The following is a 17,423-nucleotide window of genomic DNA, read 5'->3' as shown; positions in this document are numbered from 1 at the left end:
TGCAAGTCCGCATCGCTGTGCTGAATGGCTACACCGCGCTTGGCATACCCGTCACAGTGGCCGTAGGATAAGTCCGTCCGGGGAAAGGGGAACTCCGCTCAGAACCTGATTTATGCAACAAGGCCCCATTGTGGTGAAAGGGCAGATATCCTGGAGTGGCCCTCGTTCACCGCTCGGATAGCGATCATTTAGATAGATGCCGAGACCTGGGAGGTCTCCAGAAATCGACTGAATCCCGTCGACAAGAGGCCGACGGTCATTTCGATAGTCTAGCAACCGGGTGGCGACCGCGCTGTAGAAAGTTGTCCAGCGGAACCGCTGTTCGCCGTTCAGGTCGCCGAACCGCTCGCGCCAAAATTGCTCGTTCCGGAAGCGGTCAATGTCCTGGGGGCGACCATCAAAAGCGAACGAAAGAAGCCCGTCCTCCATCCATTCACCGGGAGCAACACGCCAGATTGTCGACCGATTGGTGTAGAAGTACCACTCGCGCGGGGGCACAGATGGAGCCCAATCGACCTTTACCTGCTTGCCGTCGTCTGGGTTCGCAGTGATCGTGCCTGTCGCCTTAATAGCCATCACAGAAACGGTTGCGCCGCGATTGTCGAACGGTAGATCGCGCTTGCGCGTGTAGGATGACTTGATTGCAATCTTGTCTCCAGGGCGCATCGAGCGAACGAGATCACCGTATTTTCCGTCCTCGTATCCGTTTTCCCAGATGCCTTCGGCAAGAAATCTGGGTGTTTGGTCTTCTGTGCGGTTATAGGCGGCACCGACAAACCACGATGGTCGTGTGCCCAGGTCCTCTGCCATAAATCTTTCTCCTAGACGTCGGCGATCAAATACACTCTGAGGCCTTTCATTCGACTACGCTCTGAGTTCGTCCGAGCGGTTCGGCGGATGCCCCGTCCGCAGTTTTCGTGCCGTCTTGGTTGGCTTCCCAATCCGAGTAAGTCCTCCCATCCGGAAGCTTCCACAGTATCCTTCCGTTCGCGCTAGCCCCGATCACCGTGGCTGCGGCAGCGGATGCAGACGTGAAGCTGTAGTCGCTGGTGAAGATCAGGAAATTTCCGTCTTCCCGTAGCACGCCTGTTTCCAGAAGGGTCTGACGCATCGCAGTCGTACCGCGTGGGATGGTAGTCGTCGTCTTGATCCGCGCCTTTGACCCAGCCAAGACTACAAAATCCCCAGACGAACCGAGCTGCATTTCGGCGGCGAAGCCCTCGCCCCGAAAGAAGAACTTCAGCTCTTGTGAGCTAACGGGTTGAAAAGCCTCCTTTGTCGATTCGACAGGGCGGCCCCGCATTTCGCGGAATAGGTCCCATCCGAGTGCACCGACCAAGGTTTTCGTCTGATCGACAAACTCATCCATGGCAGCTCGGTCTGGAAGGGGGAGTTTTCCCGCATCCTCGGATGGCCGCTTCATATTTGGGATTGTCCAGCGTGGATTGCTTCCGACACCTCTGATCAGGCAGGCCTCCACGTATCGCGCATGGCTTTTCGTGAGGTTCTCGTCCTTGCTGATCAGGACGACTGTGTCCGTCCAGAAGACTTTTGCATCCCGACCAGTCTCGTTGGAATTGTGATAGGACAAGCGTGCACCAACACCCTCTGACTCGCCGATGTAGGCAAGTTGGCGGTCAGGTTCGTTCTCGTCTCCGCCGATCAGCACATAGACACCCGGCCTCTCGATCTCAGGGAATGCGATACAGACCCGTTTCAGCTGATTTCGCCGGAAGGCAATCGCCTGGATCGTCGACATCGAGATTTGCGCTACTCGAATACCATTCGGGTCGCCGTCTAGCAGGAAAATGTTGATCGAGCGGGGTTTTGTCATGCCGTCGGCCCGACCAAGTCCATCAGCTTGCCGAAATCCGTAACCACGTCGTATTTGACACGATCCTGCGCGAATTTCTGACCGATTTCAGAAAAGAACTTTCGCGCACACTCAATCTTGGTCTTCTCAATTTCCCGCAGTTTCATCGATGACATCGTGCCCTTAGTCTCGGCTACGAAGTAAATGTGCCGCACGCTGCCAGCTTTGAAGGATATTGCCCAATCGGGGTTGTAATCCCCGACAGGAGTTGGGATCAGGAAGCCACGCGGCAGCTTCGCGTAAACTACGACTTCGCTGCTTGTATCGAGTTCCTGCACGAACGCTCTTTCCACGTCCGAGTCCGTGATCGCGTAGTCATAGACATGGTTCTTGAGCTTCGCCGTTGCCCGCGAGAAATCCTGGCCGGTCTGGTTGGCAGTGAAAATATCCACGTCGTACCGCTCGTCGACTTCATCATAGGCTAGGCGTTCGATCACCATCGCGGCCTTCTGTTCAGCAACGATACGCGACGCTTCGGCGATGAAATGTTCGGGGTTCTTGGTGAATTGCTCGAAAACCGCCGGTGTGATTTGGCCCAGAATGGACGCTGCAGTGTCTCGGGTCAGCTGAGCGTTCTCGGCTACTTTGCCCACGAGATCATACTTCACTAGGGAGTGGACAGAACCGCCATGACTGATGGTCGTGTTCGTGACCTTGAAGCCGTCGCCGCTACGCAGTTGGCCATCGGTCAATCCATCGTTCTGCACGCCGATTTGAACCGTGTACTGCAACGGGGTAACCCGCAACTGGCTATCCAGCGCGCTGACGCATTTGCGGATCAGCTCAGCCGAGTCGAACTCGACCCGGTAGACCGCCTTCCGGTTGATGCGAGTCCAAAGCTCTTGGAACTCTTTCTTCTCGAAATTCGCATTCAGAGGATTGGTCTTGGGTTTGCGGCCGTCATCGACTTTGGGCAATTGCGCGTCGCTGAAGACGCTATCGATGAGCTGGAACACCTGTTCCGCATGCGGCTTCAAGTCGTCGGGAAGATCGGCCAGTTTTCCCTCGGCCTTTGCTTCGTGATAGGCGGCAGAGATCTGGTCCGTATCGTCGGTGTAATCATTCTTCACCAGATAGCGGTAGATTTGCCTCGCCATCGCTGCAGTGACTTCAACGCTACCCTGCTCGGTGGAGAGCGTCTTGCCGGTGAAGTACTCCTCGGTTGCCTGCCTCGGGCGCGACGAGAGGGTCTCCGCAATCTCCTGCTGGAGCCCGGCCACGAAATCCTTGTAGCTCTCGCTCGCCACCACAGTCAGCACGTTGATGTCATGCACCACGGCTGGGTGATCCATCCTGTCGCCGTGTTGGTCGACGCTCAGCCGTAGGCCACGCCCCACTTCCTGGCGCCGGGATATGGTGTTGTCGCTGTGCTTCAGCATGCACATGACAAAAACGTTCGGGTTGTCCCAGCCTTCACGTAGCGCCGAGTGCGAGAAGATGAATCGAGTGGGTTCGGCGAAGGAAAGAAGGCGTTCCTTGTCCTTGAGGATCAGGTCGTAGGCATCCACATCGTCGGAATCGACAGAGCGGGTACCAACAGTAGGATCTTTGAGACGGTTCGTCTTCTTGTCGATCGAGAAGTACCCGTTGTGGGTTTTGGCCGAAGCGATGCCCTCGAGGTATTTCCGGTACGCCTCGTTGTCGATTGCGAGCTCCGACAGATACTCGGCCTTGAGCAACTCGTACTCTTCCTCAAAGACCCGAGCATATTCGCCTTTCTCGTCAGCCTGATCGTAGTCACGGTACTTCACCACCTCGTCGATGAAGAACAGAGACAGGACCTTGATGCCCTGCGCGAACAGCTGCTTTTCCTTGTCCAGATGCGCTTTGATCGTCTCGCGGATCTGGATGCGGCGAGTATCGCGTTCCGTGAGGTCTCTCGTGGCTTTCCCTGCCTCAAGGGAGAGTCCATTCGTAAACTCAACTTGATCTAAGCGCCCGTCAATATCCGCAATGACGAAGCCTTCTCTGTACTGGTCGAGATTTCCGGAAACATCGAATAGGTTCCGGCCTGCTTCAAGTCTCCGGACCTCACGTTTGATCTCGCCCGACTTCAGCTTCACCTCCAACTCGATCCGCGCCACGGGGGCCTTCTTTGAGATGTCGATGCCTTCGAGGTAGAGGTACGCATTGGTGCCGGCCAGACCTCGGGTCTGGATGCCGCGGACGGCGATCTTCTTCACCAATTTCTGGTTATAGGCGTCCAGCGCGTCCAGGCGGTGAACGCGATTGTGCTGGGTCCGGTGGGTGGCCGAATAGCGCATGATGAACAGCGGCTTGAATTTCGGCAGCGCCTCCATCGTCGCCTTGCCTTCCATCTTCTGCGGCTCGTCGAGGATCAGGATCGGCCGGTTCGAGGCGATGACGTCGATGGGCTTGCGCGACTGGAAATCGTCCAGCTCCTCGTAAATGCGCCGGTTGTCCTTGCCGCTGGCGTTGAACGCCTGGATGTTGATCACCATCACGTTGATCCCGGCGTCGGACGAAAAACTTTCCAACTCGTGCAGGCGCTTGGAGTTGTAGATGAAGAAGCGCGCCTTCTTGCCGTAGCTTTCGGTGAAGTGGTCAGCCGTGATCTGCAGCGACTTGTAGACCCCTTCGCGGATCGCGATCGACGGCACCATGATGATGAACTTCGACCAGCCGTAGCGCTTGTTCATTTCGAAGATGGTCTTGATGTAGCAGTAGGTCTTGCCCGTGCCGGTCTCCATCTCGACGTCGAGGTGAACGTGGGTCGCGGCCAGCGCGTCGCGCTTGTAGGCCGCCGCGACGGGCGCGCGCTCTCCTCGGGCGTTGAAGGTGGTGAAGTCCGTCAGCGACTGCGTGACGGGCAGGTTCTGGCGTTGTTGAACCTTCTGGATGTTCTCCAAGATCTGCGCGTCGGTCAGCGCAAAGTCGGCGTTCTTGAAGCCTTCATATTCGGCTTCGGGCCTTATTTGCTGGCCCTTTTTTACCACACCTGGGTCGATGCGATAATTCAGGGCAGAGGTCATGGGCTGGCCGGCGAAGCAGTCGACCACGTCGTTGACGGCATTGGTCTGATAGGGCTGGACCTTGAACTTGAGTTTCATGGTCGGCCTCAGATCGCTTTGACTTCGGTGCTGGGCGAAAGCTGGCGGAAGATCTGGGTCACGTTGATCTTCACCGCGTCCGAGACGAAGCCGTTGTCGCGGAAGACAACGCGCAGGGGCTCGTGCCCCGCCAGCTCTTTCACCAGATCCTCGGTGATGCCGCTCTCGAAGCAGGCGACAAGGGCATTGTCGTCGACGAAGAACACGGTCTTGCCCTGCACCGTCTCGCGGCGGATGGGGAGCGTCAGGTCCACGCCCCAATCGACCAGCACCTGGAACAGCAGGTCCTCGGCCGTGCGGCCCTCCTTCACGTTGTCCACCATGTCGAGCAGGTCGGACTGTTTCAGCTCGTCCGGCCGGTAGTAGACGTCCTTCATGTTCGAGGTGTCGACCTTAAGCACTCGGAAGCCGACATCGCGGTGCCAACCCGGATCGCAAGCCTCCGACAACACCGCTGCTCCGGCCTGTCTCACACGTTCTTTCGACACTTCAGACAAGACCAGCGGTCGCCCATTCTTCTTCATGAGCTTGATTGCGGCCTGCACCGTCTTCTTCGCAGTTCCCGTAGTCGAGGCTTCTGCCTGCTGCAAATCCTCGGGGAGCTGCACCATGATGAAACGGTGGTTGGTCCCATAGGTGGCATTGGCCCGCAAGACAGCTTCGGCGGTACTGGCCGATCCGGCAAAGAAGTCCATCACGAGGGCGGCACGGTCATTCGGCGTCACATACTCGATCAGCTTCGCCAACTCATCGTGGTCCTTCGGGTTCGTGAAGACCTTCGCTCCCATGAGCTTGCGCAGATATTTTACCGAGACCTGAGATTGCTTGTAGAAATAGGACCCGCGAACCTGGGTGGCCAAATCCGTTTCTTCGTCGCTGTCGTCATCGATGTCGTTCGAGTCGACTTGGTTCCCATCCGCCTCTTCGGGAATCGGTCGAATATGCGCTTTTCTGAACGGCGGTTGCGTATGGTCTTCGCGAAATTCGACGAGCCCGACCTTGATTTGCCTCTGCATTTCCTGGGACGTTGAATATCTCCAGCCCGCTTCGGGGACTTCGCAGGGAAGCCCTGTCACTGGGTGGATCACATCATATCGGGGCCCATCTCCACCGGGCCAAGAGATATCGCGGTCTCGCCACGGACCATTTTCATCGACGCGCTTGTACCGCGCCCATTTTTTTGCGGGGTGACCCTTGGGCAGGTCGGAATACCATTGAGAAAGATCAGCCTCGATGGCCTTGAAGTCATCACCATGAACTTCGCGAAGCCTGACGAATTCGGCCCAGATATCACGCGCACCGGGCTTCTCTTCCCGCCAAACCTCTTGCTTCTCGCGTAGCCGCGTCACGTTCTTCGCGAAAACCAGCATGTATTCGTGGCCAACGGAAAAGAACTTTGCATCGTTCTTTCGGCCTTTTTCCCAGACCAGTTGAGCCACGAAATTGGTCTCGCCAAAGACCTGATCCATCACCTTTCGGAGCGCGGCCTGTTCGTAGTCGTCGATGCTGACGAGGATAATCCCATCATCCTTCAAAAGCCTCTTCGCGACCGTCAGACGCGCATAGATCATCGACATCCAGTCCGAATGATATCGACCGCGCGTATCCGGGTTCGCCACCAGACGCCCGCCTTCGGCAGTTTTCTCCCCCGCATCGATTTCGAATTGTTCTTTTTCTGCGGCGAAGTTGTCCCGGTAGATGAAGTCCTTCCCGGTATTATAGGGAGGGTCGATGTAGATCAGCTTCACCTGACCAAGATAGGTTTCCTGCAGCAGTTTCAGGGTCTCAAGGTTGTCGCCTTCGACGAAGAGGTTCTTCGTCGTGTCGAAGTCGACGCTTTCGTCCTGCGCGGGTCGCAAAGTTTTTGAGACGGGGGAGTTCGCCGTGATCAAGGCCTCACGTTTCCCCGGCCAATCCAGCCGGTACCGTTCCTGTGGACCTTCTACGATGTGATCACTCAGCTCCTGACGCAGTTGGTCAAAGTCAACCGCCAGACGCACCGCCCCCGTCGCCTCGTCCTGCGCTTCCGTCACGCATCCAGGGAACAGGTCGCGGATTTTCGCGATGTTGTCTTGGCTCAGGTCGGGGCTGTGCATCTTCAGCTTGTCCATGCTCGTCCTCTCAATCATTCGTCACGGCGGTTCCGGGATGTGCCCCGGTCAGCCGTTCAAGTTCCTGTTTCGCGGCGCGCAGATCGGCATTGATCGCCACGCGCTTGTTGAATTGCTTTTCGCGTCCCAGCCGCGCCGTGATCCGCTCGACCTCGCGCGTCTGCGTCTTGATCGCCTCTGCCTGCGCGATGCGCTCTTCCAGCGATACGGGGCGCTGCGCGTCGGCAAAGTTAAAGGGCGTCTGCGGTGCCTCGCCCATGCCGGGGATCAGCCGGGCCGTTTGCCCCGCCACCAGCGGCTCGAGCAGCCGCTCGTACAGCGCGCCCATGTTCAACGCCACCGGCAACGGGGCGCGCGGTGCGTCCTCGGGCAGCCAGTCGCCCTGAAAATAGTCGCCCACCACCCAGCGGGTGCTGTCGGCCTCGCTCGGCCGCTTGTAGGCAGCAGTCAGCCTGACGCGGCCGCCATGGGCGACCTCGAAGATCAGCGGAAAAGGAATGGCCTTGTCGATGGCGCGCAGCACGCTCGTGTCCAGCGTCGCGGTCCGCGCGGTGATGCGGAAGACCTGTATCTCGGCCACCTGCTTGGTCGCCGCCAGATTGACCGTTTCGGGCGCCAGCTTATGTGACCAGATGATCTGATCCACCTCGCGCACGAAGAGGTCCTTTAGGCCCGTGTTCGCCCCGGCATGTTCGTAGATCTTGTTCTTGGGGATCACGCGCCCGAAAGCGCTCGCGCGTGGCCAGTCGTAGAGGGTCATGAGCCGCCCCCTTCGATGACCAGGAAGGCGATCAGCTCGAAGTCGTCCAGCCCCTTGATGGTGTGGGTCAGCGCCGTGGTTCGCCCGCCGCTGAACAGGCTGTCGATGTCCTTCTCTTCCTTCACCTCGATCATCGATCGGATCGCGCTGGAGAGCAGGTCGGAATAGCGGCCCATCTTGCGCCCGTCTTCGGTGCGTTCGTTGAAGATGCGACAGACATCGCGCATGGGCTCGATCCGCCCCTTGCAGCTGGATCGGATCAGGTCGAGCAGGCGCTTGACCTCGGTGTGGTCGGCGACGATCTGCCCGTCGTCGTCGATGTAGACCAGGTAGAAGGGGTGCAGGCGGTTCTGCTGGTTGACGTTCACGCTGTCGTGGATGTTCTTCAGGGCGAAGATGACACCGGGCTGCAATCCCAGCTCCGGCTGCGCAGGAACGACGGCGTGCATGCCGAAGGGCACGTTGTCGAGCTCGCCATGCGCCTTGACGTAGTTGAGCAGGTCCATCCGGAAGTCGTTCAGCCCGAGATCGGTGATCGATATCCCGGCCTTCACGTCCTCGAGTTCGATGACCTCGTCTTGGAGCCGCTTGAGCTGTTCCTTGCGGTATGCGATGTCGCTCGACTTGGCCGTGAGCACGTTGTCGTCGCCGGTCGCAGTGATGTCGGTGATCACCATCCGGTTTTCGACACGCTCCTTCAGGTTGATGTATTCGTCGAGCGTGATGTCGGGCCAGTAGTTGACCAGCTGGATCTGGCTGTTCGGGGATCCGATCCGGTCGATCCGACCGAAACGCTGAATGATACGCACCGGGTTCCAGTGGATGTCGTAGTTGATCAGGAAGTCGCAGTCCTGCAGGTTCTGGCCTTCCGAGATGCAGTCGGTGCCGATGAGAATGTCCAGCTCAGCCGAATCGTTTGGCAAGACGATGGCTTTCTCTTTCGAGCGCGGAGAAAACAAGGTCAGGACGCTCTGGAAGTCGTATGACTTCTTGAGCGTGGTTTTGGGGGCGTCCGAACCGGTGACCTTACCGACATGTAGTCCGAGCTGGTGTGCGAATGGCGCCAGGTTGTCGTAAAGATAATTTGCGGTGTCAGCGAAAGCGGTGAAGATCAGCACTTTCCTGTTCCCAGGATTCAGCGGCTCATCAACCTTCTGTCTGATAAGGGCAAGCAGATGCTGGAGCTTGGCGTCGTCTGCCGGTTTGACCTTTTCCATTGATGCGATCAGGTCTTCGATCAGGACAAGGTCGGCAGCTAGGTCGTGCTTCCAGGAGGGCAGGTCCATGTCTGCGAGACTGATCTGCACCTTCTTTCCGACCGTGAATTCATCGAGGCCCGAAAGATCATCATCTTCCGGGTCGAAGTCACTCATCTCAGCAAGGTGGTCACTTACGCTCCCGCTGCGCCCCGTCTTTTCGAATTCTCCGATGGCATCGAGCGTGCGAGAAACATTCGCACCTAGGGACCGAAGCGTGAGACGAAACGCTGCAACCGAGCTCTCCAAGCGTTTCAGCAGGTTGGTCGTCATGAGGGCCTGAAGGCTGCGCTCGCGATCAGCCTGCCTCAGTTTGCCCCGACCGCCCTCGGTCTGCGTGTCATAGATTTCCTCATACTTCCGCAGTCGGCTCGGCAGGATGTAGCTGATAGGCGCATAGACTGCCAGCTTGAGCACCGAAAGCTGCGAGAAGATATCGTTGAAACCCATTACGTCGGTTCGCTCGGTAATTGGCCGATGATGTGAAAGAGGTTTGCGTCTCTGGGGAAACTTTCCGATGTCTTTTGTGTCGTAGAAAGTTTCGATGTGCTTCCGCGAACGGGCAATCGTGACGGCATCGAGAAGCTCGAAAAAGTCAAAGTCCAGTGACTTCAATATCGATGCGGCGGTCCTTTCCTCCGAAGGCAGAGCGGACCATTCGTTGAATGCAGTCTGAGCCCGTCGGAAGATCTCCTCAATGGTGGCCTGACTCTTCAGGCTTTTGCTGAGCGCCTCCGACTGCCCCTCGTATGCCAGTGCCAACTGGTTGCGGAGATCGGTGAACTTGTTATTCACCGGCGTCGCGGAAAGCATCAGGACCTTAGTCTTCACGCCCGCGCGGATGACCTTGTTCATGAGCTTTTGGTACCGCGTTTCCCGGTCTTTGTAGACATCATTGTTCCGGAAATTATGGGACTCGTCGATCACGACGAGATCGTAATTTCCCCAGTTCACGCGATTGAGGGGGATGCCAAAGGACTCGCCGGAAGTCCGTGAGAGATCGGTATGGCACAGCACATCGTAGTTGAACCTGTCCTTGGCAAAAATGTTTGTGGTCAGGTTCGAGTTATAGTTGCGCCAATTATCTGCGAGCTTTTTGGGGCAAAGGACCAAGACCGAGCGATTGCGCAACTCGTAGTATTTGACCACCGCCAAGGCGGTGAACGTCTTCCCAAGGCCGACCGAGTCCGCGAGGATACAGCCGTTGTACGTCTCGAGCTTGTTGATGATGCCGGTCGCTGCATCTTTCTGATAGTTGAACAGCTTGTTCCACACGAGGCTGTCCTGATAACCCGTGAGATCGTTCGGCAGAACATCTTCGTCGACTTCATGAAGGAAGTCTTGGAAAATGCTATATAGCATCGCAAAATAGATGCGCTCAGGAGAGTTCTCCTGATAGACGGACTCAATATGCTCGCAAATGGCAGAGGTAACGTCCTTCACCTTGTCCGGGTCCGACCAGATCTGGTCGAAAAGCTGAAGGTACATCTTCGCATGAGCAGGGTCGTCAAAACGTGTGACGAAGTTTGAGACCGCATCACCTTTTTGGTAGCCTAAATCCACGGCGGTGAATCCGCTGATTGGCATATAGCCCACCTCTCCGTCAGAGCCTGCAACGTGCATGAACTGCTGCATCGGCGCCTTGCTCGTGTTGGAGCGGAACCTGGCCTTCTTGCGGATCCAATCTGCGCATTCTCGGGCTACAGCGCGCTGCGTTAGCTTATTGCGAAGCTGGATCTCGAATTCCGTACCATAAAGGCCGCTTTCGCGCCGAGCCTTCGGTATGAAGAATTCTCGACGCTCTTTCCGCAGCCGATCCGTGACTTCCGTTGGAACGAAGGTTGGGGCCGTAAAAATGAACTGCAAACTGTCGATCTTCGAGAGTTCAGCTTTCAGCTCCTCGAATGCATAAATCGAAAAACACGATGCCGCGATCCGCAAACGTGACCCGCGTCCAATGGAGGCCTTCAGGTCATCCCCAAGCAGTCGCGATGTGTTATCAATAATTTGCATCGACGACCTCTCGGTTCAGAAGAACAATCTGCTGATCCTGTGGTTTCCTGGCGGATGGATCCGTGTCCAGCCCAAGGCGCTTGAGGGTGTAATAGAGAAGTGCGCGGCGAACCTTGATCTCGGCTTTGCCGTCCTGCATGCCGTAGTCGAGCGCGATCACCTTGGCCTGTGTCTCGGACAGTTCCGGGTGGGGCCCCACCTCCAGCGTGACCTCCGAATGCCAATCGGCATCTTCGGCGGCAGTGGTTACAGCCTCAGCGGTCCCGCGCACTTCCAGCATCCGCGACAGCAGGAAGTCCTTGAAGCAATCGTCCGTCATACAGAAGGCTCGCGCATGCCAACGAAACCCATCGAAAGCGATGGCATGGGGCGCAATCCAGCGCCAACGCGGCTCGGGATTGGACAAGGATTGGTAATTGATCTCTATCGCCTCAGTCCGGCGAATGGCGCCAACAACCGCGCGCAAGGTTTCAGGATGAACGCCGCGCACAGGAGTTGGCGTCGAGGCAAAGACCGGCAGGTCATTGGTCCAGCAATCATCGCGGTCGAGGAGCCCATCCTCGAGTGAGCGCAGCTGGGCCAGGTAGCGGCCAGCGTCCAGCTTCCCGAACACAGATTTGAAGCCCGGGCCGCGCACATAGGTGCGCGCGCTCTTGTCGTAGGTCATGTTGTCGGGGGCAAAGCTGATGTAGCGATTCAGGTCGGATGAAGCCTGGTTCACCGACAGCCCGAACTGCTCCATCACATCGCTTCGGTTCACATGCCCCTCCCAGAACAGGCGAAACTCGATGAACTCGAGCCGCTGCTCGACGCCCCAGCGAAGTTCCGACCTGTCGATTTCCACTACGCGCTCCCGCCTTGGTCGATGCGCACGATTACTATGCGCGCCCAATTATTGGGTTCTAGCCGACGCTATCCGACGGGGTGAACGCGCGCAATCGAAATTGCGCGTAAAGCGATTGATATTGCTGGGGGTTGCGGGTGGGGGCTAGCGCCATCAGGGACCGCGCAGTCACCGATCAGGCATGATGGCGGTCTTCACTGTTCAGCTTCCCTGCGGCACGCGGCACAGGGGACGTCAGGCTGCATGGTTCAGTCCCCGGCCTTGTCCGCTGGGATCTCGCTCAGCTCCCGGTTTTCGAATGCCACGACATCCTCCATCCGGTAGACAACGCGGCGTCCTATCTTGATGAAGCGAGGCCCGTCACCAAAGGAGCGCCAGTATTCGAGGGTCCTGTGGCTGATCCTCCATCGTGCTGCCAGCTCAATCTGGGTCAGACGTGTGTCAAACATTTCTGTTTCCTTTCGTGCGACCTCAACGGCCGAAATGCAAATTCCCTGCGCGTCCAACACGATGCTTCGCGCAGGGTTTTGCTGACGATGCCCGCGCGGGATTCAGCGCCCGGCCTTTATCTCCTCCAGGTCGCGCAATTCTTGATTTTCGAATGCCAGCACATCTTCGAGGCGGTAGATCACGCGCCCGCCGAGCTTCATGAAGCTCGGTCCTTCGCCAGTCCACCGCCACCGCTCAAGTGTCCTCGGGCTAATTCTCCATCGGGCAGCCAGATCGATTTGACTGAGGCAAATTTCTCGCATCTTCGTTTCCTTTCGAACGACCTCCGTGGTCGCACGACAACGAATGCGTAGAAAGAAAACGTATTCAAGTCAGTGTGTTGCGGGAATTTGCGCGTTGCGGGCGGGGCGCTTCGGACGGTCGGCGCAGCAGCGAGTTTCTGGCCAAGGCCATGTCAGATCACGCAATTTCCGTCAGAACATCGTAAGACACGTTAGCCTGCCGGAGTTTCCTCAAGGGTCACAGGAGACGGTCCAGTTGGAAGCGCACCTCCTCCGCCACCTGCCCTTGACCTCAGCTACAAGTTAAGTGGTCCCCGGGCTCGTCCGCCCGGTTTCCGCCATTCCGAACGCGCCTGGTTGTGCCGGGGCGAAACGTGCTCGGCCGAATCCTCGAGGCCCTCTCGCGCGGCTCCGGTGGTGGCGCCGAAACGGCGACCGGGCCCGCCCGGCCCCAAAACTCTGACCGTGCAGTCTGCCGCGGACCGGCGGACGATCCGCTGTCGCCGCCGGTCGATCTACAGGCGAACAAAGGCGCGGATCGTGATGCCGTGCCCGCCGGTGAAATTCTTGGGCCTCGCCATGTCGGGATCGGCGGCGGCGAACCTGAAACTGTCTTTCTCGAGTTCGAAGATCGACGGGATCACCTTGCCCGCATCGTCACCCATGCTGTCGATCCAGTCGATATGTTTGGGACGATGCGCGCCATCCATCGCGAAATGGCCTTCGATAAGCGTTTCCTCCCCGGGAACCGCAACATGAAAACGGCATCCCGCGATCGTCATCACCGCCCTGGGCGAACCGTGCGTGTCGGGGGCATCCTTTGTGCCATTTTCCTCGAAGGATACCTGAGACCAGCGGCCTTGAAGCAGTTCCAGATCAGATTTCATAACGAATCCCGTGTTTTACTTTGCAGGGTATCGGAAAGGCCATGATCCGCACCGGCGCCCTTCGGGCGGGGCGGGCGCATGGCCGGTCTTGCCCCTGGACCGGCAACTCTGGAAGGGAGGGGCGCTGCACCGGGCGCGTCAGACCGGCGCGGTCGAGCCGCGCACGATCAGCTCGCCCGAAAGCGTGATCCGCCGCGGCGGCGTGCGCGCCGCGCCGATCCGTGCGAGCAGCGCCGCCATCGCCTCGCGGCCGAAGGCTTCGACCGGCTGGCGGATCACCGTGATCCCCGGACTTACCAGATCGCTCCAGACCTCGTCGTCGAAGCCGGCAAGCGCGAGCCGCTCGGGGATCGGGATCCGCCGCTCGTGGCAGAGTTTCAGCGCCGCGCGCACGAACATGCCGTTCGAGAGGATCACCGCATCGGGCGCGTCGGTGTCGAGCATCTCGGCCAGCGCGGCATGGCCGGCGTCGAAATTCGGCGGCGACATCACGCTGCGCGGGGGCAGCCCGTGGCGGATCAGCGCCGCCTCGACCTCGGCGCGCCGCTCGCTGCCGGTGGCGGAGGTGGAACCGAAGAGCCCCGCGATCCGCCGCCGCCCCGAGGCGACGAGGTGATCGACGAGCTGCGCCGCCGCGCGGGCGTTGTCGAGCACGACACTGTCGAAATCCGCCCCCGGCATCGCGCGGTCGATCAGCACCACCGGCCGCTCGACGCGCGTGAGCGCGGCGGGGCTCAGATGCAGCGTCGGCGTCACGATCAGCCCGCTCACCCGCTCCTCGGCCATCAGCTCGAGATACATCGCCTCGCGCTCGGGGTCTTCGTCGGTATTGCACAGCAGCACCCGCATGCCCGCGGCATAGGCGACATCCTCGACCGCGCGGCTGACCTGGGTGAAGAACGGGTTGCGGATGTCGGCGACGATCAGCCCGACCGTCATCGACCGCTGCGAGCGCAGCTGTCGTGCCGCCAGATTGGGGCGGTAGCCGGTCGCCGCCACGGCTGATTCGACCCGCGCCAGAACCTCCGCGCTGACCGGGCCGCTGCCCAGCGCGCGCGACACGGTGGAGGTCGAAACACCCGCCGCGCGGGCCACATCCTTGATGCTGATAGTCATATCAGTGAAAACGTTTGCATGCCGAAGTCCTTGTCACATTGGCATAAACCCCAAGTTTTTCCAAGGAAAACCGCAGCTCCGCCGCGCGGTGATTTCCTGCGGCAAAAAATACTGTGGGAACGTTCCCACAAATCTGCTAGTCTTCTCCCATCTTGGAGATTGGGAGGAGAACCAGTGTCCCCTGAAACGACATCCGGGCTTTTGCCCCGGGAACTCATCCGCCTTGACGCGCAGGCCGCGGACAAGGCCGACGCGCTGCGCCAGGCGGCGGCGCTGCTCACCGCGGCGGGCTGCACCCGTCCGGGGTTCGAACAGAGCATGGCCAAACGCGAGGCGGCGGCGGAAACCTATCTCGGCAAGGGCATCGCGATCCCGCATGGCATGGTCGAGGAACGCGATCTGATCCTGCGCGACGGCATCGCGGTGCTGCAGCTGCGCGACGGGCTCGTCTGGAACGAGGGCCAGATCGCGCATCTCGTGGTGGCGATCGCCGCGCGCTCGGACGCGCATATCGGCATCCTGCGCCGGCTGACCCGGCTGATGCAGAACGAAGACCTTCTCGCGCGGCTTGCGCGCACCGATGACGCGGGCGAGATCATCGCCGCGCTGAGCGGCGAGGCGGCAGCGGCCCCCGCGGCGGCGCCCGTCGCCGATTTCGCGCAAAGCTTCGACTGGGCGATCGACTATCCCTCGGGCCTGCACGCGCGCCCGGCGACCGAATGGGCCGAGACCGCGCGCCGCTTCACCGCCCGCGTCCGGGTCCGCCACGGCGCCGAGGCGGCGGATGCGCGCAACATGCTCTCGCTCTTGCAACTTGGCCTGCGGGCGGGCGATCTCGTGACCTTCTCGGCCGAGGGGCCGGATGCGGCCGATGCGCTCTCGACGCTGCGCGTCGTCGTCGCCGGGCTCAGCGCGCGCGAAAAGGCGCAGGCGGCCCAGGCGGAGGCGAAGCGCGCCGCGGCGCAGGCGGCGGGCGGCTGGGTGCCGCCCCTGGCCCATGACCCCGACGACGCGCGGCTGATCGAGGGGGTCTCGGCGGCGCCGGGCCTTGCCATCGGTCATCTGCACCGGCTCGAGACCGGCGCGCAGGAGATCCCCGATGCCGCGCCCGGCACGACGCCCGATCTGGCGCAGGCCGCCGACCGGCTGCACGAGGCGCTGGCGCGGGCGCGCGAACAGCTGCGCGCGCTCACCGACGACACCGCGCGCCGTCTGGGCGAGGTCGATGCCGGCATTTTCCGCGCGCAGTCCGAACTGCTCGCCGATCCCGGGCTCGTCACCCGCGTCTCGCAATTTCTCGTGGCGGGGCACGGGCTTGCCTGGTCCTGGCACCGCGCGATCGAGGACACGGCCGAACCGATGCGCGCCTCGGGCAATGCGGTGCTCGCCGGGCGCGCGGCGGATCTGCGCGACGTCGGCCAGCGCGTGCTCGCGCTGATCGACCCGCTGCTCGCGCGCACGGCGCCGATCGAGCCGCCCCCCGGCACGATCCTGATCGCCGACGATCTGACCCCCACCGACACCGCCGGGCTCGACCCCGCGCGGGTGCGTGGCATCGTCACCGCGCAGGGCGGGCCGACCTCGCACAGCGCGATCCTCGCGCGCACGCTCGGCCTGCCGGCGATCGTGGGGGCGGGGGCCGCGCTGGTGCGGCTGCGCGACGGCGCGCGGGCGATCATCGACGGCAGCTCCGGGCGGCTTTACCTCGATCCGACGGCGGCGGAGCTGGCCTCGGCGCAGGCCTGGATCGCCGCCGAGGAGGCGCACCGCGCCCGCGACACCGCTTCCCGCGCGCTGCCCGCGACCACCACCGACGGCCATCGCGTCGAGATCGGCGCGAATATCAACCTCGCCGATCAGGCGCCCTTTGCGCTTGCGCAGGGCGCCGAGGGCGTGGGCCTGATGCGCACCGAATTCCTCTTTCTCGAGCGCGCCGAAAGCCCGACCGAGGAGGACCAGTATCAGGCCTATCGCGCGATGGCCGCGGCGATGGGCGACCGGCCGCTCGTCATCCGCGCGCTCGACATCGGCGGCGACAAGCAGGTCTCCTATCTCGACCTGCCGCGCGAGGAGAACCCGTTCCTCGGCGTGCGTGGCGCGCGGCTGCTGCTGCGCCGGCCGGAACTGCTCGTGCCGCAGCTGCGCGCGCTGTATCGCGCGGCGCGCGACGGCGCCCGGATCTCGGTGATGTTCCCGATGATCACCTCCGAGGCCGAGCTGATCGCGCTGCGCGAGACCGCCGAGCGGATCCGCGCCGAGCTGAAGGCGCCGGCGATCCCGCTTGGCATCATGATCGAGGTGCCTTCGGCGGCGCTGATGGCCGACCGGCTGGCGCTGCACGCCGATTTCTTCTCGATCGGCACCAATGATCTGACGCAATACACCCTCGCGATCGACCGGCAGAACCCGGTGCTCGCGCCCGAGGCCGACAGCCTGCATCCCGCGGTGCTCGCGCTGATCGCGGCGACGGTGAAGGGGGCGCATGCGCAGGGCCGCTGGGTCGGTGTCTGCGGCGGGATCGCGGGCGATTCCTTCGGCGCCGCGCTGCTGGCCGGGCTGGGGGTCGACGAGCTTTCGATGACGCCGCGCGACATTCCGGCGGTGAAGGCGCGGCTGCGCGGCGCGGCGATCGCCGGGCTGCGGGCGCTCGCCACCCGTGCGCTGGCGATGCCCGATGCGAATGCGGTGCGCGCGCTCGCCACCGATCCGGCCTTGCTGGCCGGGGCAGGGGCCGCCGCGACCCAGATGGAGGAGGCGTGAC

General features: G+C 60.9%; 12 protein-coding genes. 1 reads left to right on the top strand and 11 read right to left on the bottom strand.

The genetic code is table 11. The features are described 5' to 3' along the window. Positions 1 to 51: 51 nt before the first annotated feature. The 11 genes from AB7U46_RS14275 to AB7U46_RS14225 all read right to left on the bottom strand — a co-directional run bounded on the left by AB7U46_RS14275 (position 52) and on the right by AB7U46_RS14225 (position 14,662). Complete coding sequence (locus AB7U46_RS14275; protein ID WP_428337649.1) at positions 52 to 810, bottom strand: hypothetical protein; 759 nt, start codon at positions 808 to 810, stop codon at positions 52 to 54. 46 nt (positions 811 to 856) lie between these two features. Next, a complete protein-coding gene (locus tag AB7U46_RS14270) occupies positions 857 to 1,834 on the bottom strand; it encodes a GIY-YIG nuclease family protein (protein ID WP_428337648.1) in 978 nt (325 codons plus the stop codon). Then, a complete protein-coding gene (locus tag AB7U46_RS14265; protein WP_428337647.1) occupies positions 1,831 to 4,944 on the bottom strand; it encodes a type III restriction-modification system endonuclease in 3,114 nt (1,037 codons plus the stop codon). The genes AB7U46_RS14270 and AB7U46_RS14265 overlap by 4 nt, the downstream gene beginning before the upstream one ends. 8 nt (positions 4,945 to 4,952) lie before the next feature. After that, positions 4,953 to 7,055, bottom strand: a complete 2,103-nt coding sequence (locus tag AB7U46_RS14260; protein ID WP_428337646.1) for a site-specific DNA-methyltransferase — start codon at positions 7,053 to 7,055, stop codon at positions 4,953 to 4,955. A 10-nt stretch (positions 7,056 to 7,065) separates the two neighbouring features. Then, positions 7,066 to 7,815, bottom strand: a complete 750-nt coding sequence (locus AB7U46_RS14255; RefSeq protein WP_428337645.1) for a DUF4391 domain-containing protein — start codon at positions 7,813 to 7,815, stop codon at positions 7,066 to 7,068. Beyond that, positions 7,812 to 11,084, bottom strand: a complete 3,273-nt coding sequence (locus AB7U46_RS14250) for a helicase-related protein (protein ID WP_428337644.1) — start codon at positions 11,082 to 11,084, stop codon at positions 7,812 to 7,814. The genes AB7U46_RS14255 and AB7U46_RS14250 overlap by 4 nt, the downstream gene beginning before the upstream one ends. Next, a complete protein-coding gene (locus tag AB7U46_RS14245) occupies positions 11,071 to 11,928 on the bottom strand; it encodes a WYL domain-containing protein (RefSeq protein WP_428337643.1) in 858 nt (285 codons plus the stop codon). Before AB7U46_RS14245 ends, AB7U46_RS14250 begins: the two co-directional genes overlap by 14 nt. A gap of 248 nt (positions 11,929 to 12,176) precedes the next feature. Beyond that, positions 12,177 to 12,377: a helix-turn-helix transcriptional regulator gene (locus AB7U46_RS14240; RefSeq protein ID WP_428337642.1), complete on the bottom strand. Its 201-nt coding sequence runs from the start codon at positions 12,375 to 12,377 to the stop codon at positions 12,177 to 12,179. A gap of 102 nt (positions 12,378 to 12,479) precedes the next feature. After that, complete coding sequence (locus tag AB7U46_RS14235) at positions 12,480 to 12,680, bottom strand: helix-turn-helix transcriptional regulator (protein ID WP_164129467.1); 201 nt, start codon at positions 12,678 to 12,680, stop codon at positions 12,480 to 12,482. Positions 12,681 to 13,174: 494 nt separating this feature from the next. After that, positions 13,175 to 13,546, bottom strand: a complete 372-nt coding sequence (locus AB7U46_RS14230) for a TIGR03067 domain-containing protein (RefSeq protein ID WP_428337641.1) — start codon at positions 13,544 to 13,546, stop codon at positions 13,175 to 13,177. 138 nt (positions 13,547 to 13,684) lie between these two features. Continuing rightward, on the bottom strand, positions 13,685 to 14,662 hold the full coding sequence (locus tag AB7U46_RS14225) for a LacI family DNA-binding transcriptional regulator (RefSeq protein ID WP_428337640.1): 978 nt from the start codon (positions 14,660 to 14,662) through the stop codon (positions 13,685 to 13,687). A gap of 174 nt (positions 14,663 to 14,836) precedes the next feature. Between AB7U46_RS14225 and ptsP the strand changes: the two genes are divergently transcribed. Beyond that, entirely contained in the window at positions 14,837 to 17,422 is a 2,586-nt protein-coding gene (gene ptsP / locus AB7U46_RS14220) for a phosphoenolpyruvate--protein phosphotransferase (RefSeq protein ID WP_428337639.1), read from the top strand. The last annotated feature ends 1 nt before the right edge of the window (position 17,423 follow it).

Origin of the sequence: Paenirhodobacter sp. (genome assembly GCF_050177655.1) — a bacterium.
Lineage (GTDB): Bacteria > Pseudomonadota > Alphaproteobacteria > Rhodobacterales > Rhodobacteraceae > Rhodobacter.
This window is presented reverse-complemented; position numbering and strand designations above follow the sequence as displayed.

Coding starts and splice junctions, on each gene's coding strand:
- AB7U46_RS14275 (WP_428337649.1), bottom strand. CDS start 810: ATGGCAGAGGACCTGGGCACACGACCATCGTGGTTTGTCGGTGCCGCC.
- AB7U46_RS14270 (WP_428337648.1), bottom strand. CDS start 1,834: ATGACAAAACCCCGCTCGATCAACATTTTCCTGCTAGACGGCGACCCG.
- AB7U46_RS14265 (WP_428337647.1), bottom strand. CDS start 4,944: ATGAAACTCAAGTTCAAGGTCCAGCCCTATCAGACCAATGCCGTCAAC.
- AB7U46_RS14260 (WP_428337646.1), bottom strand. CDS start 7,055: ATGGACAAGCTGAAGATGCACAGCCCCGACCTGAGCCAAGACAACATC.
- AB7U46_RS14255 (WP_428337645.1), bottom strand. CDS start 7,815: ATGACCCTCTACGACTGGCCACGCGCGAGCGCTTTCGGGCGCGTGATC.
- AB7U46_RS14250 (WP_428337644.1), bottom strand. CDS start 11,084: ATGCAAATTATTGATAACACATCGCGACTGCTTGGGGATGACCTGAAG.
- AB7U46_RS14240 (WP_428337642.1), bottom strand. CDS start 12,377: ATGTTTGACACACGTCTGACCCAGATTGAGCTGGCAGCACGATGGAGG.
- AB7U46_RS14235 (WP_164129467.1), bottom strand. CDS start 12,680: ATGCGAGAAATTTGCCTCAGTCAAATCGATCTGGCTGCCCGATGGAGA.
- AB7U46_RS14230 (WP_428337641.1), bottom strand. CDS start 13,546: ATGAAATCTGATCTGGAACTGCTTCAAGGCCGCTGGTCTCAGGTATCC.
- AB7U46_RS14225 (WP_428337640.1), bottom strand. CDS start 14,662: ATGACTATCAGCATCAAGGATGTGGCCCGCGCGGCGGGTGTTTCGACC.